Source organism: Acidithiobacillus ferridurans, assembly GCF_003966655.1.
Classification (GTDB): Bacteria; Pseudomonadota; Gammaproteobacteria; order Acidithiobacillales; family Acidithiobacillaceae; genus Acidithiobacillus; species Acidithiobacillus ferridurans.
In genome coordinates, this window is sequence record NZ_AP018795.1 from 1,294,612 (window position 1) to 1,315,206 (window position 20,595).

27 protein-coding genes and 1 pseudogene are annotated in these 20,595 nt (G+C 61.8%); 8 read left to right on the forward strand and 20 right to left on the reverse strand.

Going from position 1 to position 20,595, the window contains the following annotated elements:
• Positions 1 to 15 precede the first annotated feature (15 nt).
• The 6 genes from AFERRID_RS06700 to AFERRID_RS06725 form a co-directional block, all read right to left on the reverse strand.
• Complete coding sequence (locus AFERRID_RS06700; RefSeq protein WP_126604649.1) at positions 16 to 1,518, reverse strand: flippase; 1,503 nt, start codon at positions 1,516 to 1,518, stop codon at positions 16 to 18.
• Between the two features lie 111 nt (positions 1,519 to 1,629).
• Entirely contained in the window at positions 1,630 to 1,887 is a 258-nt protein-coding gene (locus AFERRID_RS06705; RefSeq protein ID WP_126604650.1) for a hypothetical protein, read from the reverse strand.
• Complete coding sequence (locus AFERRID_RS06710; RefSeq protein WP_232027871.1) at positions 1,884 to 2,201, reverse strand: nucleotidyltransferase family protein; 318 nt, start codon at positions 2,199 to 2,201, stop codon at positions 1,884 to 1,886. The genes AFERRID_RS06705 and AFERRID_RS06710 overlap by 4 nt, the downstream gene beginning before the upstream one ends.
• Positions 2,189 to 2,749 (reverse strand): Uma2 family endonuclease, encoded by a 561-nt coding sequence (locus AFERRID_RS06715; protein ID WP_126604651.1) that lies wholly within the window; start codon positions 2,747 to 2,749, stop codon positions 2,189 to 2,191. Before AFERRID_RS06715 ends, AFERRID_RS06710 begins: the two co-directional genes overlap by 13 nt.
• Positions 2,746 to 3,105 (reverse strand): MarR family EPS-associated transcriptional regulator, encoded by a 360-nt coding sequence (locus AFERRID_RS06720; protein ID WP_126604652.1) that lies wholly within the window; start codon positions 3,103 to 3,105, stop codon positions 2,746 to 2,748. Before AFERRID_RS06720 ends, AFERRID_RS06715 begins: the two co-directional genes overlap by 4 nt.
• Positions 3,106 to 3,192: 87 nt before the next feature.
• The gene (locus AFERRID_RS06725; RefSeq protein WP_126604653.1) at positions 3,193 to 4,017 is read right to left on the reverse strand and encodes a Wzz/FepE/Etk N-terminal domain-containing protein; all 825 of its coding nucleotides are present in this window, start codon (positions 4,015 to 4,017) and stop codon (positions 3,193 to 3,195) included.
• A 171-nt stretch (positions 4,018 to 4,188) separates the two neighbouring features.
• On the opposite strand from AFERRID_RS06725, the gene AFERRID_RS06730 reads away from it, so the two are divergent.
• Complete coding sequence (locus AFERRID_RS06730; protein WP_126604654.1) at positions 4,189 to 5,655, forward strand: sugar transferase; 1,467 nt, start codon at positions 4,189 to 4,191, stop codon at positions 5,653 to 5,655.
• Between the two features lie 70 nt (positions 5,656 to 5,725).
• On the opposite strand, the gene AFERRID_RS06735 is transcribed toward AFERRID_RS06730, so the two are convergent.
• Both AFERRID_RS06735 and AFERRID_RS06740 read right to left on the reverse strand, forming a co-directional pair.
• Complete coding sequence (locus tag AFERRID_RS06735) at positions 5,726 to 5,980, reverse strand: Txe/YoeB family addiction module toxin (protein ID WP_126604655.1); 255 nt, start codon at positions 5,978 to 5,980, stop codon at positions 5,726 to 5,728.
• Entirely contained in the window at positions 5,977 to 6,228 is a 252-nt protein-coding gene (locus AFERRID_RS06740) for a type II toxin-antitoxin system Phd/YefM family antitoxin (protein WP_126604656.1), read from the reverse strand. Before AFERRID_RS06740 ends, AFERRID_RS06735 begins: the two co-directional genes overlap by 4 nt.
• A gap of 238 nt (positions 6,229 to 6,466) precedes the next feature.
• On the opposite strand from AFERRID_RS06740, the gene AFERRID_RS06745 reads away from it, so the two are divergent.
• The 7 genes from AFERRID_RS06745 to queC all read left to right on the forward strand — a co-directional run bounded on the left by AFERRID_RS06745 (position 6,467) and on the right by queC (position 10,076).
• Positions 6,467 to 6,721 (forward strand): FitA-like ribbon-helix-helix domain-containing protein, encoded by a 255-nt coding sequence (locus AFERRID_RS06745; RefSeq protein ID WP_113526150.1) that lies wholly within the window; start codon positions 6,467 to 6,469, stop codon positions 6,719 to 6,721.
• A complete protein-coding gene (locus AFERRID_RS06750) occupies positions 6,718 to 7,140 on the forward strand; it encodes a type II toxin-antitoxin system VapC family toxin (protein ID WP_126604657.1) in 423 nt (140 codons plus the stop codon). Before AFERRID_RS06745 ends, AFERRID_RS06750 begins: the two co-directional genes overlap by 4 nt.
• A gap of 183 nt (positions 7,141 to 7,323) precedes the next feature.
• Positions 7,324 to 7,533: a hypothetical protein gene (locus AFERRID_RS15555; RefSeq protein WP_232027873.1), complete on the forward strand. Its 210-nt coding sequence runs from the start codon at positions 7,324 to 7,326 to the stop codon at positions 7,531 to 7,533.
• Positions 7,534 to 7,553: 20 nt separating this feature from the next.
• Positions 7,554 to 7,901: a peptidoglycan-associated lipoprotein Pal gene (pal, locus tag AFERRID_RS15560; protein WP_232027875.1), complete on the forward strand. Its 348-nt coding sequence runs from the start codon at positions 7,554 to 7,556 to the stop codon at positions 7,899 to 7,901.
• A 20-nt stretch (positions 7,902 to 7,921) separates the two neighbouring features.
• Positions 7,922 to 8,740 (forward strand): tol-pal system protein YbgF, encoded by an 819-nt coding sequence (gene ybgF, locus AFERRID_RS06760; protein WP_113526373.1) that lies wholly within the window; start codon positions 7,922 to 7,924, stop codon positions 8,738 to 8,740.
• Positions 8,740 to 9,384: a 7-carboxy-7-deazaguanine synthase QueE gene (gene queE / locus AFERRID_RS06765; RefSeq protein WP_126604658.1), complete on the forward strand. Its 645-nt coding sequence runs from the start codon at positions 8,740 to 8,742 to the stop codon at positions 9,382 to 9,384. The genes ybgF and queE overlap by 1 nt, the downstream gene beginning before the upstream one ends.
• Before the next feature lie 2 nt (positions 9,385 to 9,386).
• Complete coding sequence (gene queC, locus AFERRID_RS06770; protein WP_113526146.1) at positions 9,387 to 10,076, forward strand: 7-cyano-7-deazaguanine synthase QueC; 690 nt, start codon at positions 9,387 to 9,389, stop codon at positions 10,074 to 10,076.
• Between the two features lie 41 nt (positions 10,077 to 10,117).
• Here queC and tolB read toward each other — a convergent pair.
• The 12 genes and pseudogenes from tolB to aspS form a co-directional block, all read right to left on the reverse strand.
• Positions 10,118 to 11,403: pseudogene (tolB, locus tag AFERRID_RS06775) on the reverse strand (Tol-Pal system beta propeller repeat protein TolB).
• Entirely contained in the window at positions 11,378 to 12,346 is a 969-nt protein-coding gene (gene tolA / locus AFERRID_RS06780; RefSeq protein WP_126604659.1) for a cell envelope integrity protein TolA, read from the reverse strand. The pseudogene tolB and the gene tolA overlap by 26 nt, the downstream one beginning before the upstream one ends.
• Positions 12,343 to 12,753 carry a protein TolR gene (tolR, locus tag AFERRID_RS06785; RefSeq protein ID WP_113526143.1) on the reverse strand — a complete coding sequence of 137 codons (411 nt, stop codon included), beginning with the start codon at positions 12,751 to 12,753 and terminating at the stop codon, positions 12,343 to 12,345. Before tolR ends, tolA begins: the two co-directional genes overlap by 4 nt.
• On the reverse strand, positions 12,750 to 13,451 hold the full coding sequence (gene tolQ / locus AFERRID_RS06790; protein ID WP_113526142.1) for a protein TolQ: 702 nt from the start codon (positions 13,449 to 13,451) through the stop codon (positions 12,750 to 12,752). The genes tolR and tolQ overlap by 4 nt, the downstream gene beginning before the upstream one ends.
• 6 nt (positions 13,452 to 13,457) lie before the next feature.
• On the reverse strand, positions 13,458 to 13,880 hold the full coding sequence (gene ybgC / locus AFERRID_RS06795; protein WP_113526141.1) for a tol-pal system-associated acyl-CoA thioesterase: 423 nt from the start codon (positions 13,878 to 13,880) through the stop codon (positions 13,458 to 13,460).
• Positions 13,870 to 14,895, reverse strand: a complete 1,026-nt coding sequence (ruvB, locus tag AFERRID_RS06800; protein WP_172959347.1) for a Holliday junction branch migration DNA helicase RuvB — start codon at positions 14,893 to 14,895, stop codon at positions 13,870 to 13,872. The genes ybgC and ruvB overlap by 11 nt, the downstream gene beginning before the upstream one ends.
• Before the next feature lie 39 nt (positions 14,896 to 14,934).
• Complete coding sequence (gene ruvA, locus AFERRID_RS06805) at positions 14,935 to 15,516, reverse strand: Holliday junction branch migration protein RuvA (protein ID WP_126604660.1); 582 nt, start codon at positions 15,514 to 15,516, stop codon at positions 14,935 to 14,937.
• Positions 15,517 to 15,543: 27 nt separating this feature from the next.
• Positions 15,544 to 16,044 carry a crossover junction endodeoxyribonuclease RuvC gene (gene ruvC, locus AFERRID_RS06810; RefSeq protein ID WP_113526138.1) on the reverse strand — a complete coding sequence of 167 codons (501 nt, stop codon included), beginning with the start codon at positions 16,042 to 16,044 and terminating at the stop codon, positions 15,544 to 15,546.
• Positions 16,045 to 16,126: 82 nt separating this feature from the next.
• Positions 16,127 to 16,879, reverse strand: coding sequence for a YebC/PmpR family DNA-binding transcriptional regulator (locus tag AFERRID_RS06815; RefSeq protein ID WP_113526137.1), 753 nt, complete (start codon positions 16,877 to 16,879; stop codon positions 16,127 to 16,129).
• 79 nt (positions 16,880 to 16,958) lie between these two features.
• Complete coding sequence (locus tag AFERRID_RS06820; RefSeq protein WP_126604661.1) at positions 16,959 to 17,570, reverse strand: lysophospholipid acyltransferase family protein; 612 nt, start codon at positions 17,568 to 17,570, stop codon at positions 16,959 to 16,961.
• An 8-nt stretch (positions 17,571 to 17,578) separates the two neighbouring features.
• Entirely contained in the window at positions 17,579 to 18,676 is a 1,098-nt protein-coding gene (gene nadA, locus AFERRID_RS06825) for a quinolinate synthase NadA (protein WP_126604662.1), read from the reverse strand.
• Positions 18,677 to 18,762: 86 nt separating this feature from the next.
• A complete protein-coding gene (aspS, locus tag AFERRID_RS06830; protein ID WP_126604663.1) occupies positions 18,763 to 20,553 on the reverse strand; it encodes an aspartate--tRNA ligase in 1,791 nt (596 codons plus the stop codon).
• Positions 20,554 to 20,595 lie beyond the last annotated feature (42 nt).

Sequence of the window (20,595 nt, forward strand, 5' to 3'; positions counted from 1 at the left end):
ATATGACTCCTACAGCTAAGATTCATGTTTTTCTCGTGGCTCATGCAAATGTATCGATTTTATGCGCTGTAGAAACTTACGCTGTAAAATTGTTATACGCAGCTCAGGGGGCATGCAGATGTATGAAAATCCTAGAGCTGAACTAATCAATAAGATTGCAAGTACCATGTACATAGTAGACTCGTAATGTACTTCTGAGGCCAGCATGAAAGCGCCAGTTAAGGGTAAAACCCCGATCAACGATTTGCTCAAAATTGACATTCTACGGGCCGCAAAAAAAAGAAGTAATGTATCCACTAGTACCCGGAGGTTCCATGCCCACGCAGCACCCGTTACGCCAACCTGACTGACAAGCAACCACAGAATACCAACATAAGGCAAAAGCTCTAAGACATGAAACTTTGCAGGCAGATCTGGCCGACCCCTGGCCTGTAGGTAGGCATATGGTATATAAGCCAGCGTATTGATCCATAGCCCAAGGAGAAGTATTTGCCCCACAGATGAAGCTTTCTCTGCCAGTTCAGCACCCACCCATAAAACCATGAAGGGCTTAATGCACAATATACCGATGGTCACTACGGGGGTCATGAGAGCACCCAATAATGTTACCGATCGTGCCGCCAATTGTTCTGCTTCAGCAACTGCTACCATCGCAAATTTTGGAAACAAAGCGTTCTGCAGGCTATTCGGCAAAATGGAGAGACGCATAACCAAATTGTAAGGCACGGTATAAGTAGCGACTGCCACCATGCCTATCTGTGCACCGATAAAAAATCTATCAAATACCGTTAGTAATGGACTAATCAAACCAGTGACCGTGATCCATCCGCCATACCGAAGCAAGGACTTCACTTGATCGATTGCCAAAAATGGACGTGAAGACAAAGGTACAAGGCGATATACCATTGCAAAAAGCAAAAAAGCGCTTAAAAGCCGCCCAATGATGGCGGCTGCTATCAAATAAGGTAGCGTAATCCATCCCGCATAGGCTACGACTAACGGGAAAAGCTGATAGAGCACCGTACCAAAAATTTGTGCTCCATTAAGTGCGAGAAAGGCTTGTCGCCCTTCCAGGGCGCCTGCGAGCAGCGAGATAATAATGGCTAGGGGCAACGCGAGCGCCAACCACGGCATGGCGTTTTCCGCTTCAATTCGCAGAGAACCGGAAATGTGGAAAACATGAGCAAACAGCCAATCCCCAAGCAGATAGAGAATAGCTCCACCAATAAGGCCGGTAACGGCACTGATCGCTAGTCCGGTCCAAAAAATGCCCTGGCGCTTTTCGGCCGTAGCGTCGTGGAGGGCGGCGATCCGGTTCGCGACCGCCCGCCCGAATCCAAGATCGAATACCCCAAAGTAGCCAAGCAGCAGCCAGACTATGGCAAGGACGCCGTAGCGGGCTTCACCAATGAGGTGAAGATAGATCGGTACCGTGATTAACAGCAGGGCGGCAGGTACGGCAGCGCCCGCCAGATTGATAAGGGTGGAGCGGGCGATACGGGGGTGAGGGGCTGTCATGTCAGGGACTTTGCCGGCCCATGTCCATATGGGCTTCTGTTTTCCGGACCGAAGACCTCCGCCGCACTCTGGCGGATTTGGGCGATTTGTTCGAGGCTGGGGCGCATAGGTTCAGCCCGGTAGCACTTGCACATGGGCGGCAAATCCATCCAGAAGGGTCAATACCCGTTCAGCGGCAGCCATGGCCAGACGCCACTGCGCGTGGCGTTCCGCTGGCGTTTCCGGGTAGTCATGGGCAAATGCGTTGCGGATACGACGAAGTTCCGACCACTCCGCCGCAGAGGGTAGCCAGCCCAGATGTTCCAAGCGATTGAGACGATCCACGACAGACATGGCGGCGATATCCTCTTGTTCTGGCGTCTGTTTCATAGGGCAAGCCCGGTTTCGTGGGCGACGCGCACAATCGGGCGAGCATCGCCAGGCTGTTCGATGACAAGGTCGATCTTTCGCTCGCCAAGGCGGGATTCGAGTAGGCCGAGCATGCGTATTTTGCGCCGCAATGCAGCGTCGGCCGACAGCGCGCGCGTCTGAACGAGCAGATCGATGTCGCCGCCCCGCTTGCGGTCATCCACCCGCGAACCGAAGAGCCAGACGCGGGCTTCCGGGCCAAAGCTTTCCGCCGCACTCTGGCGGATCTGGGCGATTTGCTCGGAGCTGAGGCGCATGGGGTTCAATCCACCCACAGCCCGGAGAGATCCAGGGTGATGGCGGCGAAGGGGTCGATGGCGGCCTGGTCCGTACCGCCCCAGGTACCGAGGAGCAGCCAGCGGCCATCCTGGTTGGCATAGGCTTCCAGGGTGCGAGCGTCGGGATCGATGAGCCAGCAGTGGGCGACATCGGCGGCGGCGTAGCGGGGCAGTTTGAGGACACGGTCAGTGCGGGCGGTAGCCGGGGAGAGCACTTCGCAGACCCAGTCGGGGGCCATCTCGAACCACGCGGTTTTGGGCAGTGCGGGCATCCGCTCCCGGCGCCAGCCGGCGAGGTCCGGGACGAGGATGTCCTCGCTCAGGTGCAGTTCGGGTTCGTCGAGTATCCACCAACCGCCGGGGCCACCGCCTTCCCCCTGATCGAAAGGTGTCCCCACTTTGTTACCGAGCACCGAACTGGCCCGTGCATGAGCTGGTGCGGGCCGGGGATGGGTGTGCAGTTCGCCGGCAATGATCTCGCCCACGACGTTGTCGGGCAGGCCGAAGAGGTCTTCGTAGCGCGCGAGGCGCTCGGCGGTGGTCATGCCGCCCCCCTCCCGGCATCGAGGCCGGATGCGCTGAGGCCGTCCACTTCCCGGCGCAGGGCGGCGATCTCCGCCTGGAGGGCGTCGTATTCGGCCATTTTCCGGTGCAGGAAGCGGACGGTGACCCGGGCCTTTTCCTGGACCCCTTCCTGCGTCAGCAGGTAGGCGTAGACGCCCTTGTTCGGGTTGCTACGAAAATTTCCCATCTTGACCAAGCCCTTGTCTACAAGAGCCTTGAGACAATAATTGGTCTTGCCCAGACTGATACCCATGGCCGCAGCCAGCTCGCGCTGGGTGCTTTCGGGGTGCTCGGTGAGGAGCTTGAGTAAATGGTAGCGTGTGGCGTCGTCGAGCATGGTCTTGTTCAGGCGGTGAACTTGCGGGTAGGTTAGGGGTTAGGGATGGGGGTGTCAAGGCGTACGGCCTGGGCAGTTGCGGGGCCGTTATGCCGGCTCTTTGCGGAAGGCGTTTTGCAGGAGCGCCAGAAACACGCCCAACATCAGACCGCCCAGTCCCGCCAGCACCAGAATCAGCCCGCGTTTGGGCGCGACGGGGATGGGGTCATAACGGGGGGACAGGGTCTGTATTGTGGGACTGGTGTTATTGGGCGCCAGTGCGTTTTCCATCTTGGCGATGGCTGCCTGTATGTTGGTAAGCGCGTCGCTGCGCCGAGACTGCTCCAGCAACAGCAAAGCCGATGTCGAATCGACCTGCCCTTTGCCACTTTTGGTATCCAGGGAGGTGCGCATGCCCTGATACAGCGCCTGCAACTGTGTCAACTGCGCCTGGCGGGTCCCCACGATTTGCTGATAGCGTTGTTGATCCTCCGCCAGCAATCGCTGGATGACCCCCTGCAGATACTGCTGCGCCTCTTGTGGCGAGCGCCCCTGGGCCTCCAGGGTCAGAATGGAGCCGTCGGCCTTGTCCGGCGTCACGGCGTACAGCTTGGGCATCTGCTTTTTTGCCTGCACGGTATTGACCGGGGTGTATTGGTTCATCAGTCGGTTGGCCAACTGCAGGCCGTTGTCCACTGGCTGCCCGGCGACCTTGCCGATCTGCACCACGGCCTTGCTCTCATAGATCGTGCGCGCCAGACTCACATAGACGGCCGCCAGCCCCAAACAGACCACCATGCTGAGAAATACCAGCCATTTGCGTTTAGCGATGATCTCCCACAAGTCTTGCAGGCTGATCTCGTCCTCGGAAATGGGGGTCGCGGCATTTGCGCGCTGGGGCTGTCCGGCTCCGGTGTTGTCTTCTAACGGCATGCGGTGTCCTCTGACAAATCAATGCAGGTGCTGAGTATAGCAGCTACAGATCCCGCCTTGTACCGGCTTGGCCCTCTGCGGCTTGACGCGCAGGCGCTTTCCCACGTCTAATTGCGGCGTCATGATGCGGGGCGACGGGGTAGCGTATGAGCGGTTCTGATCGGTGATGTCATGAAATCGGCGGCAACGGGCCGTGTCCGTTTTCGTAGGCCGCAATGGGTGCCTTATGCGCTGGTGCTGGGCGATGTGCTGGCGCTTTTAACCGCCTTTTATCTTGGCCGCCTTTCCCATGCCTTCTATTACCACCTGAGTCCCGGTTGGGTGCTGCTCTACTGGTGGGGGAGCCTTGCGCAAGTCAATATGCTCCTGTTCCTGTTGCTGATGGCCTTGGGCATTACCACCTTCGCCGTCAAGGGGCATTATGCCCGACGCAAGGCTTTTTGGGACGAGGCCGGCGAAGTGCTGGGCGTGTTCACGCTCTTGCTGGCGCTAAATGCCACCATTGCCTTTTCGGGCAAATGGCCCCTGTCACGACTATGGCTTTTTTCCACCTGGGTGCTGGCGCTGGCGCTGCTGCCCCTGACCCGATGGCTGGCACACCATATCTTGCAGCGCCTGGGTGCGTGGGTGCGGCCGGTGGTGGTCATCGGCTGCGGGCGGAACGCCGCCGAGGCCATCCGCGCCCTGGACAGCGAGCCCATGCTGGGCTATGCCGTGCAACGGGTCCTGACGCCGGGGGGGTGCGATCCGACCTCCGGCGAACTCCCCACCCAGGCACCCATGGAGGCGCTGGGAGACGATCCGTTGGCTACCCTAGTCCGTCTGGGCAAACCCCATGTCGTGCTGGCCCTGGACATGGAACAGTGGGACGCGCAGGAAAAACTGGTGCGCTCCCTGGGGCTCAGCTACCCCAACCTTACGGTGGTGCCGCCCTTGCGCGGTCTGCCGCTGTTTGGCATGGAGGCCATGCACTTTTTTGGCCACGAGGTGCTGATGCTGCGGGTGCGGGACAACCTGGCCCGGCCCGGTCCGCGCATCGTCAAGCGCCTTTTTGACCTGCTGGCCGCTTCGTTGCTCGTCGTGCTCTTGTCGCCGCTGCTTTTTTATATCGCCTGGCGCATCCGCAGGGAGGACGGCGGGCCGGTGTTTTTTATCCAGGAGCGTGTGGGCAGAGGGGGCGGCACCTTTGCTTGCCTGAAATTCCGCAGCATGGTGTTGGATGCGGAGGACCGCCTGAAACAATACCTGCAGAATCACCCCGACCTGGCCGCCGAGTACGAAAGAAATTTCAAGCTGCGCAACGATCCCCGGGTGACCCGGATCGGGAAGTTTCTGCGGCGTGGCAGCCTGGATGAGCTGCCCCAGTTGTTCAACGTGTTGCGTGGCGACATGAGTCTGGTGGGCCCACGCCCTTTACTGGCGCGGGAGCTGGACCGTTACGGCGACAATATCTGCCTGTATCATATGGTTTATCCGGGCATCACCGGGTTGTGGCAGGTCAGCGGACGTTCCGAGACCACCTTTGACGAACGCGCCTACCTCGACGCCTGGTATATCAAGAACTGGACGCTCTGGTACGACATCGTCATCCTGCTCCTGACGGTGAAGGTGGTTTTCCGGCGGGAGGGGGCTTACTGATTGTAGGGCACTTCGAATAACAAAAACTTCACGACTTGAGAATAGAATATTCCTTAAGAGGCTGCGCCACTCAGTAGTGGAAACGCAATTGGGCTATTTGGAGTTGGTCCTCCTCAACCCGGTACACCATGCGGTGCTCATCCGTGATCCGGCGTGACCAAAATCCTGAGAGGGCGTGTTTCAGCGGCTCGGGCTTGCCCATGCCGCCAAATGGTTCTCGCTGGATTTCGCGAATCAGCTTGTTGATCCGCTCCACCATCTTCCTGTCCTGCTTCTGCCAATACAGATAGTCTTCCCATGCTTCGTCTGCGAAAACCAGTTTCACTTAGCCAGTTTCCGCTCAACGCCCTTGCCAGCGTTCAGTTGGGCGGCCGCTGCAAGTAGGCGCTTCGCGTTCGCGGGCGTGCGCAGAAGATAGGCGGTCTCTTCCAGCGCCTTGTAGTCTTCGAGTGAGAGCATCACCACGGACTGCTGTCCGTTGCGGGTGATAATCAGCGCTTCGTGGTCGTTGCAAACTCTGTCCATCGCGCTCGCCAAGTTTGCGCGAACCGTTGTGTAGGTAATCGCATCCATCCTGGAGCTCCTTGCATGTACGCTTTAATGTACATGTTCGCTGGCCGCTTGTCCAGTACTGGCAGTCATTGCAGTGGGCTTCTGCAGGCCGGTCATGGTGTACCAGTCGTTTCCAGGATCATCTTTGCTGACCATGACCGTTGCTGTAAACAAAGATGTTGGTTTGACGGACGATTGCGAAGTGATAGCATTCTTATTATGATGCTATCATTGATAGCATAAAGCGCGGGAGGCCAATATGGCGACAGTTACCGTCAGAAATCTGCCGGACGAGGTGCATCGCGCGCTGCGTGTACGCGCAGCAACGCACGGCCGCAGCACCGAGGCCGAAATCCGCGACATCCTCGAATCGACCGTTCGCCCGCCAAAGCGGCTTCGCCTGGGCACGGCCCTGGCCGAGCTGGGCCGCCGCGCCGGGCTGACCGATGACGACATCGCAACCTTCGAGCAGGTGCGCGACAAGACCCCGGCCGAGCCCGTGAGGTTTGAATGATCGTCTTGGATACCAACGTCGTTTCCGAGGCGATGAAAGCGGAACCGAATTCCGCCGTGCGGGTATGGCTGGATGATCAGGCGGCCGAAACCCTCTACCTGTCCAGCATCACGCTTGCCGAACTGCTGTTCGGCATCGGTGCCCTGCCTTCCGGCCGACGCAAAGATGCGCTGACCCAAACGCTGGATGGCCTATTGGAGCTGTTCGGGGATCGCGTGCTGGCCTTCGACACCGACGCAGCCCGGCACTACGTCGAGCTGGCCGTTAACGCCCGTGCCGCCAGCAAGGGTTTCCCCACACCAGACGGCCACATCGCCGCCATTGCGAACGCGCGCGGCTTCACGGTGGCCACGCGCGACGTTGCGCCGTTCCTGGCGGCCGGCCTCAACGTCATCAACCCGTGGGAGGCCATGCGGTGACGGCACAGGAGCGTTACCGTGCGCACGTTTGTGCACATTCTTGATAGGACATTTAGCGTTTATGGTCAAAGTGGTCTGCGGCGGGAGGGGGCTTATTGAGAGCGCCGCGCCACGTCGCCGCATTGCTATTGTCTCTGGCTACGGGCTACAATTCCTCCAAATTTTTCGCCGGGGGTTAAAGATATGCGTTCTGATTTTCTGAAGGTGGTGGTTGCCGCGGCTGGAGCGTTGGTGCTGGCGGGCTGTGCGCACAATGTGGGGAGTGGGGCGCCCACGACGGCTGGCGCGGTGGCTCCCGCCAACTCGGCGGCCACGGCCGGTCTTGCCGGTGAGGGAATCAATGGCCAGAACCTCAATGCCAACGGACCGATCGGGGTGGCAGCAGCGGCCTGAGTGCCGCTGAACTGGCCGCTTTGCCCCAGAACTTGCGGGTACATTTCGCATTCAACAGCGGTGCCATGGATGCACAGGCGCAACAGATCGCCACCCAGAACGCGCAGTTCATGGTGGCCCATCCCCATGTCCAAGTGCGCCTGGAGGGGAATACCGATGATCGCGGTACCCAGGAGTACAACCTGGCCCTCGGTGAACAGCGCGCCGAGACGGTGAAGCAGTTCCTGCAGTCCCAGGGCGTCAGCGCCGCACGGATCAGTACCGTGAGTTTCGGCAAGGACAATCCCTTGTGTACCACCAACGACTCCGCTTGCTGGGCCAGAAACCGCCGCGTGGACTTCGTTTATAGCGGTGGCTATAACGGCTGAACACCAAGGAGCGTATGCTGATGAAACGCTGGCATCTTTTCCCCGTCCTTTCCTTGCTATGCCTGAGCCCCTTCGCACAGGCCGAGTCAACCGGCGAGAAAGTGCTGCAGTTGCAACAGCAGATGGCGGTCATGCAGGGCGAACTGAGCAGTCTGGTGGCGGTTCAACAGGCCAACAAGGGTAGCCAGAGCGCGCTGGCCGACCTGCTCGGGCGCACCCAGCATCTGGAACAGGAAGTGCGCGACCTGCGCGGCGAACTCGATACCAAAACCCACGCCCTGCAAACCCAACAGCAGTCTACGGCCGCTCAGGTACAGGCTCTGACCGCCCAGCTTACGGGGGGCACGGCGGCAACCGCCAGCACCAGCAGCGTGCTGGGCGGCAATGTCGCCATCATCAGTCCGGCCGCGGCCGTCGCCTCCGCAGCGAGCAATACCTCCGCGCCTGCGGTTCAGGGTCTGGGACAAGCGGATTATCAACGGGCGTTCGATCTGCTGCGGCAGGGCAAGTACGGATCGGCCGTCACCGGATTACAGGGTTTCATTCAGAAATACCCGCAGAGCAGTCTGGTGCCCGACGCCTACTACTGGCTTGGGCAGGCGCAGTACGTGCTGGGCCAGAACGATGCTGCCCTGAAGAGCCTCCATACCGTGGAGGCGCAGTTCTCCCAGAGCAGTAAGGCGCCGGAGGCCATGCTGCGGATGGCGGAAATCTATCAGGCCGTCGGCCAGTCCGGCAAAGCCCGCACCGTTCTCAGCAAAATCATCAGCCAGTATCCGAGCACACCGTCGGCACAGAAGGCCGAGGCGCAGTTACAGGCGTTGCCCGCCGGAAAGTGATGGAGGGACGGCTCCGCGTCACAGAAATCTTCCACAGCCTGCAAGGGGAAACCCGCAGCGTCGGACGTCCGGCGACCTTTGTGCGTCTCACGGGCTGCCCTTTGCGTTGCCGTTACTGCGATACCGCCTATGCGTTTCATGGCGGAGAATGGCGGCGGATCCCCGAAATTCTGGAACAGGTGCGGGCAGGCGGAAACCGGCTGGTGGTGGTGACGGGTGGCGAACCATTGGCACAGGCCGATGTGTTGCCGCTGCTGACGCAGCTTTGCGATGCGGGCCATGAAGTCTTTCTGGAAACCAGCGGCGCCCTTTCGCTGGCGGGGGTGGATACCCGGGTGGTGAAGGTGCTCGACCTCAAAAGCCCGGATTCCGGAGAATGCGAACGCAATCTCTGGGAAAACCTGCCCTTACTCAACCCGCAGGACCAGATTAAATTTGTGCTGTGCAGCCGTGCCGATTACGACTGGGCCAAAGAGGTGCTCGCGCGGGAAGCATTGGCCGAACGCTGCGAAATACTCTTTTCTCCCAGCCATGGCACGCTCGCCCTGCGCGATCTCGCCGAATGGATACTCGCCGATCATTTGCCGGTGCGTCTGCAGATTCAGTTGCACAAACTGATCTGGGGCGACCTGCCCGGACACTGACCATGCCGATGCCCGCCACACCCGCCATTGTACTGCTTTCCGGCGGACTGGATTCCGCCACCGTGCTGGCGCTCATGCGCCGGGATGGCTTTGCCGTCCACGCCCTCTCTTTTGATTACGGGCAGCGGCATAAGGAAGAATTACGCTATGCGGCGCTGCTGGCACAGTCCATGGGGGCGGCCAGCCACCGGGTGCTGCGTATCGATCTGGCGGCTTTTGGCGGCTCGGCGCTGACCGACCCGCAACTCAGCGTCCCCGAGAGCGGCCTGGCGCCGGGCATCCCCATCACCTATGTGCCCGCGCGCAATACCGTCTTTTTGTCGCTGGCCCTGGCGTTGGCGGAGGTGCTGGGCGCCAGGGACATCTTCCTGGGGGTGAACAGCCAGGATTACAGCGGTTATCCCGACTGCCGGCCAGAATTTGTGCACGCTTTTGAGGCCCTGGCGCAGGTGGCCACCCGCCTCGGCGATGAAGCCCGCGGGCCGCGTATCCATGCGCCGCTGCAGTTTCTCAACAAGAGTGAGATCATTCGTCTCGGCAGCCGTTTGGGTGTGGATTACGGAATGACCCGCTCCTGCTATCAGTTGGATGCCGAAGGCCGGTCCTGTGGCCGCTGTGACAGTTGCCGCCTGCGCCGGGAAGGGTTCCGTCAGGCCGGTATCGCAGACCCCACACCTTATCAGAGTTCCTGAGCGCGGCTCCAGCCGGAACCGCGCTCCATCACCGGCTCCGTTTAATGGGACCAGGCCGGTTGGCTGTCCCCTCCCGCGTTGCTGTGCAGTATGGCCATGGTTTTGCCGTCCAGGCTGACCTCGGCCAGCACCTTGCGCCCGCCGCGCTGGGTGCCGTAGAGGATCATCTGGCCATTGCCGGCGAAGCTCGGATGGTCGCAATTACCCTGGGCATCCAGCACGCGTACGCCGCTGCCATCCGGCTTCATCACCGCGAGGGCATAGACGCCGTCGGTGCGGTGAATGAAGGCAATCGCGTTGCCCGCGGGCGAATAGACCGGGCTGGCATTGTAGCTGCCGTCGTAGCTCAGACGATGCGCCGCGCCGCCGCTCGCACTCATCGCGTAGATTTGCGGGCCACCGGCGCGATCGGAGACGAATATGATCTGACTGCCGTCCGGCGACCAGGTGGGAGAGGTGTTGATGGCGTCATCATGGGTCAATTGCCGGCGCTGCCCGGTCTGCAGGTTCGCCACGTAAAGCTCGGTGTGACCACCGGAGGAGCGGGCGTAGGCCAGTTCCGTCCCGTTGGGCGAGAAGGCTGGAGCGCTGACGATCTCGCCACCGGGGGCGATGGTCTGGCGCTGTCCGGTAGCCAGATCCTGGACATAGATCACGGCGCGGGCGTTGGCGTAGGTGACATAGGCCAGACGCCGGTTATCCGGCGACCAGACGGGGGAGAATACCGGCATGAGGCCGCGCACGATGGGATGCGGATTCCAGCCGTCGGATTCCGCCACCAGCAGTTCGTAGGTTTGACCCGTTTGCCGGACATAGGCGATCCGACTGGCGAAAGGGCCGGGTTTGCCGGTGAACGCCTGGTAGATGACATCCGCGACGTGATGCGCGGTCATGTGCAACTCGGCGGCCGAACAGGTGAAACGGTGGGCGGTGAGTTCTTGCCCGGTGCTGACATTGTAGACGTAGACGTTGACCACGTAGCCGCCGTTCTGCGGCTCTACGGAACCCACGGCCAGGCCGGTGGCCCCTACCGCTGTCCAGTCTGCGGCCTTCACGCCGCCGGGAGCGCGGGGTCGGCGGGATAGCCCGCAGGATCGATGACCCGGAACAACCCACTGTGGCGCAGGTCATTACGGACCACCTCGGCAACGGATGGCTGTCCGGCGATGCCGGGACCAAAGGAAGGAATGGCGATAGGCAGTGCCGAGGCCACATTCTTGGTGATTTCCACCGTGAGCGCCGCCTGGGCGGGAAGAACGAAGGCCCATGCCAGCAGAAAAATGGCCAGGGTCCAGATGCGTTTAGCCATGATTGAGATCCTCCGCATTCATTTTAAGGTTTATTGGCTGGTTAAAGGTACTGTAAGCCAGCCCAATGGGTGGTACGAATGGCGCTGCCGCTTCCACTGCTGCGATTACAGACCGGTCAAAGCCAGGATTACCGCTGGAACGCACTACGACCGGGGTACCTAAGAGTTGCCCCTGAGGTCCGAGATGGATTTGTAATACGCAGGACAAGGCGGGAGAAAAATTAGTGCTCCACTTCTCTGATACCTGCGTTTTGATCGTGTTGATCAACATCCCGAGCATACGCTGATTCTCCGCCGCCTGCTGGGCGCGGGCCGCTGCCATGTTGGCCTCGGCCCGCAGCTTGGCCCCGGCCTCCATCTGCTGCTGCAGTGCCTTGGCCCGCGCGGCTTCCGCAGCCTTGGCCTGCTGCCGGGCGAGTTGCCGCTTCAGCTCCGCCGCGCGCTGTGCAGCGGCCGCTTTTTGCGCCGCCTGTTTCTCGGCGGCGGCCTTTTCGGCGGCGGCTTTCTGCGTAGCGGCTTTCTGCGTAGCGGCTTTTTGTGCAGCCGCCTTTTCCGCGGCGGCTTTTTCGGCCGCCCGCTGCGCGGCCAGTTTCTCAGCCTGCTTTTCGGCTGCATGTTTTTCTGCGGTGATCTGCGCGGCCTTCTGCTCTGCGGCCTTTTGTTGTGCCGCTTTTTCCGCGGCAATCTGCGCGGCGCTGGGCTGCGGCGGAGCGGCCGGCTTGGGTTTCGGCACCGGCGCCGGTTTTGGTACCGGGGCGGGAGCCGGCTGCGGTACCGGCGCGGGTTTGGGCACGGGCTGAGGTGCCGGCGCCGCCGGCATGCCGCTGCTCAGTTGCGCCTGCATGGGGGTACCCCCGGCCTCGGGCACATTGATGTGATAGCTCCAGAACAGAGCCAGCAGTATCGCGCCGTTGAGCACAATAGCGAGCACCAGCGGCCAGGCTGACTTGCGTTTTTTCAATGTCCCTCCGGACGGGTCAGCAGACCGACGTGGGAAATGCCCGCCTCCTGCAAACGCGCCATGACCGCCATGACCTTGCCGTAATCCACATGGGCGTCACCGCCCACCAGCACCTGCACCTGATCGTGGCTGGCGGCGGCGATATGCCCCACCGCGGTCGCGAGGTCGTCCAGGGCGACCGCGCTGTGGTGCCCCTTGTACTGCACCAGGATGGCGCCCTGCCGCGTCACCGAAATCAGCACCGGCGGGATTTTGTCTGATACCGGCTTGGTCACGCCCTTGGGCAGATTGACGTTGACGCCCTGGGTCAGCAATGGCGCCGAGAGCATGAAAATCACCAGCAGCACGAGAGACACGTCGATGTAGGGGACGACGTTCATCTCCGCCATGAGACGCCGTCGCTTCATGGTTTCGTCTCGGGCACCTGCCGGTGCAGGATGTTGGTGAACTCGTCCATGAAGACTTCGTACTGCGCGTCAAGCTTGTCCAGTTGGTGGATATAGCGGTTATAGGCTGCGGTCGCCGGGATGGCGGCGAACAAACCCGCCGCGGTGGCGATGAGGGCTTCGGCGACGGGAGGCGCCACCGTCGCCAGGGTGGCTTGTCCCGCCATGCCGATGTTCATGAAGGCGGTCATGATGCCCCAGACGGTGCCGAAAAGACCAATAAAAGGGCTTACGGAGGATACGGAGGCAAGAAAGGCAAGATTGTTTTCCAGGCGCCCGACCTCGCGCATCTGCGCCACCCGCATGGCGCGCCGCGCTGCATCGAGGGCATCGCTGGGACGAATCTTGTTGCGCTGACGCTGGAATTCTTCATAACCGGCGCAGAAGATGCTGCCGGCCCCGGTTTCCAGATTGGCGTTACCGGAAACGTGCTGGTAAATCTGACTCATCTCACCACCGCTCCAGAAGCGCTTCTCGAATCGCTCCAGGGCACGCTGGGCGGCGGCAAAGATGGCCCATTTCTGGAAGATGATGGTCCACGAGATGACGGACGCGATCATCAGTATGGCGAGGATGCCCTGGACGACCCAACTGGCGTTCATGACCAGATGGCCCAGGGAGAGGGACTGCGCGGTGTTGACGATGCTATGCGGATCCATAAATTCTCACGGCTGAACAAAAAGCGGGATGGCCTGCAACAAGGCTGCAGGGATGACGTGGGGACGAAAACCGGCGGCATCCAGGCAGACCACTTCCACCTCTCCGCTACAGAGCGTTCTGTCCCCCACCGAAACGATTTGCTGAAAGCCCATGCGCACGGGGCTCTTGCTCACGATCCGGGTTTCCACGAGGAGCAGGTCGTTGAAGCGGGCCGGTGCACGGAAATCCAGCCGGGCGCGGCGCACCACGAAAATGATCCCGGCATCCTGCTCCAACACATCCAGTTCATAACCCCGTTCGCGCAGCATCTCGGTACGTGCGCGCTCCATGAAACGTAAATAGTTGGCATGATACACCACCCCGCCATGATCCGTATCTTCATAATAAACGCGAATGTGGAAGGTACTGACGGGGTCGTTAGCCAGCATCGAAAATCCCCTTGGGCTCCTTGGGGGCCGTCAGGCCCAGGGCCAGATAGCTGAGTTCAGTGGCGCAGCGCCCGCGCGGCGTGCGGATCAGATAACCGCGCTGGATCAGGAAGGGCTCCAGCACATCTTCGATGGTGCCGCGCTCCTCGCCGATGGCGGCCGCCAGACTCTCCACCCCCACCGGTCCGCCGGCGAAACGGGAGATGACGGCCTGGAGCAACTTGCGGTCCTGGCCATCGAAGCCATGCTGGTCCACCTCCATGAGGGTCAGGGCCGCCTGTGCCGTCGCCATGTCAATTTCGCCGTTACCCCGTACCTGAGCGTAGTCCCGTACCCGACGCAGCAGGCGGTTGGCGATGCGCGGCGTGCCGCGCGCGCGCCGGGCGATTTCCTGCGCGCCTTCCAGGGCCTGGGGGGTGCCGAGAATCCGGGCGGAGCGAGTGACGATCTGGGTCAGCTCGGCGTCGCTGTAGAATTCCAGGTGAAAACTGATGCCGAAGCGGTCGCGCAGCGGCGAGGTCAACAGGCCGGCGCGGGTGGTAGCGCCGATCAGGGTGAAGGGTGGCAGGCTGATTTTGATGGAGCGTGCCGCCGGCCCTTCGCCGATGAGGATGTCCAGCTCGTAGTCCTCCAGCGCGGGGTAGAGGATTTCTTCCACCACCGGGCTGAGACGGTGAATCTCGTCGACGAAAAGTACGTCGTGGGGTTGCAGGTTGGTGAGGATGGCGGCCAGGTCGCCGGGCTTGTCGAGCACCGGGCCGGAGGTGACTTTGAGGCCCGCGCCCATCTCCTGGGCGATGATATGCGCCAGGGTGGTTTTGCCGAGTCCGGGCGGCCCGAAGAGCAGCACATGATCCAGCGCCTCACTGCGCCCCCTGGCGGCATCGATATACAGGCCCAGAGACTCCCGCAGCTTGGCCTGCCCGAGGTACTCCGCCAGCCGGCGCGGCCGCAGGGCATGGTCTACTGCATCATTGTGGTCTTCCTGGGGGTTGAGAGGGCCTCTATCCATCATCCTGCTCTGACCGTCCGTGCAGCGGCGGGTTCCAAAAAATCAGTGACGTGACAAATTCTGCAGCGACTGACGGATGAGGTCTTCCAGACTCAGTCCGTCCGCCAGACCGGCTATCGCCTGGCTCGCCTGCGCAGGCTTATAACCTAAAGTCAGCAGCGCTGCAATGGCTTCCTGACGGGGATCACCGGCACCGCTCCGCCCCACCGGCCCCGGCGCGATGCCGCCCATCTTGTCGCGCAGTTCCACCACCAGCCGTTCGGCGGTCTTCGGGCCGATACCGGGGATGGCGGTGAGCTGCGCCGTGTTGCCTTCGGCCACGGCATGGCTGAGCCGCTCGGCGGGCAAACCGGACAAACAGGCCAGCGCCACCTTGCCGCCGATGCCGTTCACCCGGATCAGTAGCCGAAATATGTCGCGTTCCGCCACGGTCATGAAACCATAGAGCAGATGCGCGTCTTCGCGGATCGTGAGGTGGGTGTGGACGGTCAGCGCCGCGCCTTCGGCGGGCATCTGGTAAAAACCGGACAGGGGCATCTCCAGTTCATAGCCGACTCCCTGCACATCGAGCCAGAGCCAGGGTGGACGCCGCTGCAGGATGGTGCCGGTAAGGGAGGTGATCATGACGGAGGGCCTCGGGTCGTAACGGGTTCAGCGGCTGACCGCAGGCTGCCAGCGCTGCCGGGTGCGGTCATGGTGGGCATGACAAATGGCACAGGCCAGCGCATCCGCCGCGTCCGCCTGCGGGTTTTCGCTGAGTTTGAGGAGCCAGCGGACCATGCTCTGCACCTGCTCCTTGGCTGCGTGGCCACCGCCGACGGCGGCTTTTTTGATCTGCAGCGCCGTGTATTCCTCTACGGGCAACCCGGCTTCCAGCAAGGCGACCAGAGCGGCGCCGCGCGCCTGCCCCAGCTTGAGGGCGGAATCCGCGTTGCGCGCCATGAACACCTGTTCGATGGCCGCTTCCTCGGGGTGATACGTGCCGATGATCTGTTTCAGTTCACGATAGATGGCGCCGATGCGCTCCAGAAACGGTTGTCCGGACACATTCAGGCAGCCGTGGGCCACATGCCGGAGCTCGCCGGCCGCGTCGGACTCGATAATGCCGTAGCCGGTGCGCAAAGAACCCGGGTCGATACCGATGATCCGCACCGCAGCCTGGGGCCGGAAGGCGGGCGTTGCGCCTCCGTTCAGCACCACGGCCGCCGCGCTCGCCGGGAATTCCGCCGCAGGTTCAGGATGTCGCTTCCAGGCGGGCCATTTCTTCGTCACTGATGTCGTAGTTGGCATAGACGTTCTGCACGTCGTCGTTTTCTTCGAGAAAATCGATGAGCCGCAGCAGTTTCTCCGCCTCCTCACCGCTGACCTCGATCGTATTCTCCGGGACCATCGTCATTTCACTTTCTTCCGGCTTGAGCCCCGCCGCTTCCAGGGCCAGAACCACGCTGTGAAGATCCGATGGGGCCGTGTAAACGGCGATCCGCTCGCCTTCGTTGACCACATCTTCCGCACCCGCTTCCAGGGCCGCTTCGAGAATCCGGTCCTCATCGGCATCCGCCGGAAAAACAATCAGACCAAGCTTTTTGAACTGATAGGCCACCGAGCCCGCGGTACCCATATTGCCGCCGCGCTTGGAAAATATGTGGCGCACTTCGGCGACGGTACGCACCTTGTTGTCGGTCATGGTCTCGATCAGGATCGCGACACCGCCGGGACCATAGCCCTCATAGGTGACTTCTTCATAGTCCACGCCTTCCAGTTCGCCGGTGCCGCGCTTGATCGCCCGCTCGATGGTGTCTTTGGTCATGTTGGCCCCGTAGGCCTTGTCCAGGGCAAGACGCAAGCGGGAGTTGCTGGCCGGATCACCGCCGCCCGCCCGCGCCGCCACCGTGATTTCGCGGATGAGGCGGGTGAAAATCTTGCCGCGCTTGGCGTCCTTCAGCGCCTTCTTGAACTTGATGGTGGACCACTTACTATGCCCTGACATGACCTACTCCCTGTTCTATCACTGGACTATCCTGCAAAATGAAAATATCGCCCATGGTACCGCAAAGGCGGGGATGCCGTCATGCGAGGGTGGCGATGGCGCTCATGGTGGCGCCGAGCACCTCGGCGGCTTGGGCATCCGGATGAAAATGCAGAGGTACCCCATAACGCAGCAAAGGCCGCTGGCGGTGTACCCAGGTACTGAAGTCCGAGCGGCCTTGTCGCGCGCCACTGATATGGGCGGGCACCACCGGCGCGGCGCTTTCCCGCACCAGCCAGGCAATGCCTTTCTGGGTTTCCTCGCGGTTGATCCCGCCCTCGGGAAATACGCCCAGCACCCGTCCTTCTTCCAGCATCCGTCGCGCCTGCAGGAGGGCACGGACATCTCGACGGTCGCGGCGTACGGGGATGCTGTAGGTCTGCTCCAGCAGGCGGCGCATCCAGGCGTTGTCGTAATATTCCTGTGCGACCAGAAAGGAAATGATCCGCTGATTACTGGCCACCAGGAATAAAGGATCGAGCACGGAAACATGATTGCAGGCGAGGATGGCGGGCCCGGTCTCGGGAACGCTGCTGCGCTCCCAGCGGCCCCCCTGATAAAAGCGGGTGTAGCCGTAAAGCAGGGCATGTAGGCCACGCTGGGTAAAGGACCACTCCGTCGCCAGATCGGCCACCACAGACGGTTGCCCCATGAGGTTCGTCAGGAAACCGCCAGCATGCGTTCCAGCGCCAGCCGGGCTTGCGCAGCGGTCTCCGGGTCCACCTCGATGCGGTTGACCACCTGGCCCGCGAGGAGGCTCTCCAGCGAGCGAGCCAGTTGTTCCGGGTCGATGCGGAACATGGTGGAGCACATGCAGACCATGGGCGACATGAACTCCACGGTCTTGTCTTCGGCGCGCACCTCGCTGGCCAGGCGGGTGACCAGATTGATCTCCGTGCCCACCAGCCACGCACTGCCGGGTGGTGCGGCCTTGACCGTGCGCAGGATGAAATCCGTCGAACCGACGGCATCGGACATCTGGCAGACTTCAAAAGACGCCTCCGGATGGGCGATCACCTGCCCCTGGGGATGCTCGCGGCGCCAGCGTTCGATGTGGGCCGGCTGAAACATCTGGTGGACCGAGCAATGCCCCTTCCAGAGCAGGATTCTGGCACGGCGGATTTCTTCCGGCGTGAGGCCGCCCAGCGGCAGGCTGGGGTCCCAAACCGGCATGTCGCGCAGGGGAATACCCAGTTGGTAACCGGTCCAGCGTCCCAGATGCTGATCGGGGAAAAACAGGGCCTTGGGACGTTGCCCGAAGGCCCAGTCGAGCACCTTGCGGGCATTGGAGGAGGTGCAGACCGTGCCGCCGTGGACGCCACAGAAGGCCTTGAGCGCGGCCGAAGAGTTCACGTAGGTGACAGGAGTGACCTCCCGCTCCACATCGATCACCGTCGCTAGTTCCTCCCAGGCACGCTGCACCTGGGGCATATCGGCCATATCGGCCATGGAGCAGCCAGCGTTGAGGTCCGGCAGAATGCTCGCTTGTTCCGGGCGGCTGAGAATATCGGCCACTTCGGCCATGAAATGAACGCCGCAGAAGACGATAAACTCGGCCTCCTGCTCGGCGGCAGCACGGGAGAGCTGCAGGGAGTCGCCATGAAAGTCGGCGTGGCGATAGACTTCTTCGCGCTGATAGTGGTGGCCGAGAATGACCGCACGCTTGCCCAGCGCCGCCTTGGCCCGCCGGATTCGCGCATCCAGCTCCGCCGCGTCACTGCTCCGCAGCCCCTGAATCCTCACCGTTTCCACACCCATAACCGACCCTCTCAGGCGCCATTGCGCGTGCAAAAATACCCGTTCACGTTACGAAGCCGTCCGCCAGCCGTCAAGCGCCCGCCCTTTCAGGGATTGGGAATGCCAACCCCGACACCGGGACGCAGGCGGATGCCGAGTTCCTGAAGCTGCTTGTCGGCCACCGTACCGGGGGCTTCGGTGAGCAGGCAACCGGCCTTTTGCGTCTTGGGAAAGGCGATCACGTCACGGATGGTCTCGGCACCGCACAGGAGCATCACCAGTCGATCCAGCCCGAAAGCCAGACCGCCATGGGGCGGCGCCCCGTAACGCAGGGCGTCGAGCAGGAAGCCGAATTTGTCCCGCGCCTCTTCCGCCCCGATGCCGAGGGCGGCGAAGACCTTTTCCTGTACCGCCTCCTGATGGATGCGGATACTGCCGCCGCCGATCTCGTTGCCATTGAGTACCAGATCGTAGGCCCGCGCCAGGGCATTGCCGGGATCCTGACCAAGGGTTTCCAGGTGTTCCGTCTGCGGCGCGGTAAAGGGATGATGGGTGGAAGTCCAGCGATTCTCCTTGTCGTCATAGTCGAACATGGGGAAGTCGGTGATCCAGACCGGGCACCATTCGCCCTCCAGCAAACCCAGATCAGCGGCCACACGGTTACGCAGGTTGCCGAGGGCTTCGTTGACGATTTTGGCGGTATCCGCGCCGAAAAAGAGGATGTCGCCCGCCGCCGCGCCGCTGCGCCGGAGGATTTCGCTCAGGACGGCTTCCGGCAGGAACTTGACGATGGGGGATTGCAGGCCTTCGTTACCCCGATCCAGGGCATTCACCTTGATCCAGGCCAGGCCCCTGGCCCCGTAGATGGCGGTGAACTGGGTGTAGGCATCGATCTGCGCCCGGCTGAGCTGGGCGCCACCGGGCACCCGCAGGCAGGCCACCCGCCCATGCGGACGTTCGGCGGCTTCGCGAAACACTTTGAAGTCCACCGCGCGCATGAGATCGGTGAGCTCTGTCAGTTCCAGCGGATTGCGCAGATCGGGGCGATCGACGCCAAAGCGATGCATGGCGTCCCGGTAGGTCATCCGTGGGAAGGGATCGGGCAACTGCACGCCCAACACCTCGGCAAACAGCCCGCGGATCATGGGCTCGGCAGTCCCCATGACGGCCTCTTCATCGACAAACGATGCCTCGATATCGATCTGGGTGAATTCCGGCTGACGATCGGCCCGCAAGTCTTCGTCGCGGAAGCACTTGGTGATCTGGTAATAGCGGTCCAGTCCCGCCACCATCAGAAGCTGCTTGAAGAGCTGCGGGCTCTGGGGCAGCGCGAAAAAGTGTCCCGGCTGGGTGCGCGACGGCACCAGGTAGTCACGGGCGCCTTCCGGGGTGGAGCGGGTAAGGACGGGGGTTTCCACGTCGATAAAGCCGGCATTGTCCAGATAGCCGCGCACGAAGCGGGTGACCTGATGGCGCAGGCGCAGACGATGGAGCATTTCCGGCCGACGCAGGTCGAGATAGCGGTACTTGAGCCGGAGGTTCTCGGCGATGTCTTCCTCATCCAGGGGGAAGGGGACCGGCTCGGATCGGTTGAGAATACGGATGCGCGCTGCGGCCAGCTCGACCTTGCCACTGGGCATGTGGGGATTCTCGGTACCCGCGGGCCGGGCACGGAGAACGCCCTCGACCTGCAGCACAAACTCGTTGCGGCACTCGTTGGCGGCGGCGAAGGCGTCGACCTGGTCCGGATCGGCGACGATCTGCACTAGACCTTCGCGGTCCCGCAGGTCTATGAAAATGACGCCGCCGTGGTCACGCCGCCGTTGCGCCCAACCGCAGAGGATGACCGTCTGGCCGATCAGGCCTTCGTGAATACCGTTACAATAGTGTGTCCGCATGCTGCGTCCCGTATGAGTCAACAAGAAAAGGGCCACCCGACC

What these genes read in the sequence shown, in the direction of transcription:
- AFERRID_RS06700 (WP_126604649.1), bottom strand. Translation starts at nt 1,518, where the DNA reads ATGACAGCCCCTCACCCCCGTATCGCCCGCTCCACCCTTATCAATCTG.
- AFERRID_RS06705 (WP_126604650.1), bottom strand. Translation starts at nt 1,887, where the DNA reads ATGAAACAGACGCCAGAACAAGAGGATATCGCCGCCATGTCTGTCGTG.
- AFERRID_RS06715 (WP_126604651.1), bottom strand. Translation starts at nt 2,749, where the DNA reads ATGACCACCGCCGAGCGCCTCGCGCGCTACGAAGACCTCTTCGGCCTG.
- AFERRID_RS06720 (WP_126604652.1), bottom strand. Translation starts at nt 3,105, where the DNA reads ATGCTCGACGACGCCACACGCTACCATTTACTCAAGCTCCTCACCGAG.
- AFERRID_RS06725 (WP_126604653.1), bottom strand. Translation starts at nt 4,017, where the DNA reads ATGCCGTTAGAAGACAACACCGGAGCCGGACAGCCCCAGCGCGCAAAT.
- AFERRID_RS06730 (WP_126604654.1), top strand. Translation starts at nt 4,189, where the DNA reads ATGAAATCGGCGGCAACGGGCCGTGTCCGTTTTCGTAGGCCGCAATGG.
- AFERRID_RS06740 (WP_126604656.1), bottom strand. Translation starts at nt 6,228, where the DNA reads ATGGATGCGATTACCTACACAACGGTTCGCGCAAACTTGGCGAGCGCG.
- AFERRID_RS06745 (WP_113526150.1), top strand. Translation starts at nt 6,467, where the DNA reads ATGGCGACAGTTACCGTCAGAAATCTGCCGGACGAGGTGCATCGCGCG.
- AFERRID_RS06750 (WP_126604657.1), top strand. Translation starts at nt 6,718, where the DNA reads ATGATCGTCTTGGATACCAACGTCGTTTCCGAGGCGATGAAAGCGGAA.
- AFERRID_RS15555 (WP_232027873.1), top strand. Translation starts at nt 7,324, where the DNA reads ATGCGTTCTGATTTTCTGAAGGTGGTGGTTGCCGCGGCTGGAGCGTTG.
- ybgF (WP_113526373.1), top strand. Translation starts at nt 7,922, where the DNA reads ATGAAACGCTGGCATCTTTTCCCCGTCCTTTCCTTGCTATGCCTGAGC.
- queE (WP_126604658.1), top strand. Translation starts at nt 8,740, where the DNA reads ATGGAGGGACGGCTCCGCGTCACAGAAATCTTCCACAGCCTGCAAGGG.
- queC (WP_113526146.1), top strand. Translation starts at nt 9,387, where the DNA reads ATGCCGATGCCCGCCACACCCGCCATTGTACTGCTTTCCGGCGGACTG.
- tolR (WP_113526143.1), bottom strand. Translation starts at nt 12,753, where the DNA reads ATGAAGCGACGGCGTCTCATGGCGGAGATGAACGTCGTCCCCTACATC.
- tolQ (WP_113526142.1), bottom strand. Translation starts at nt 13,451, where the DNA reads ATGGATCCGCATAGCATCGTCAACACCGCGCAGTCCCTCTCCCTGGGC.
- ybgC (WP_113526141.1), bottom strand. Translation starts at nt 13,880, where the DNA reads ATGCTGGCTAACGACCCCGTCAGTACCTTCCACATTCGCGTTTATTAT.
- ruvB (WP_172959347.1), bottom strand. Translation starts at nt 14,895, where the DNA reads ATGATGGATAGAGGCCCTCTCAACCCCCAGGAAGACCACAATGATGCA.
- ruvA (WP_126604660.1), bottom strand. Translation starts at nt 15,516, where the DNA reads ATGATCACCTCCCTTACCGGCACCATCCTGCAGCGGCGTCCACCCTGG.
- AFERRID_RS06815 (WP_113526137.1), bottom strand. Translation starts at nt 16,879, where the DNA reads ATGTCAGGGCATAGTAAGTGGTCCACCATCAAGTTCAAGAAGGCGCTG.
- AFERRID_RS06820 (WP_126604661.1), bottom strand. Translation starts at nt 17,570, where the DNA reads ATGGGGCAACCGTCTGTGGTGGCCGATCTGGCGACGGAGTGGTCCTTT.
- nadA (WP_126604662.1), bottom strand. Translation starts at nt 18,676, where the DNA reads ATGGGTGTGGAAACGGTGAGGATTCAGGGGCTGCGGAGCAGTGACGCG.
- aspS (WP_126604663.1), bottom strand. Translation starts at nt 20,553, where the DNA reads ATGCGGACACACTATTGTAACGGTATTCACGAAGGCCTGATCGGCCAG.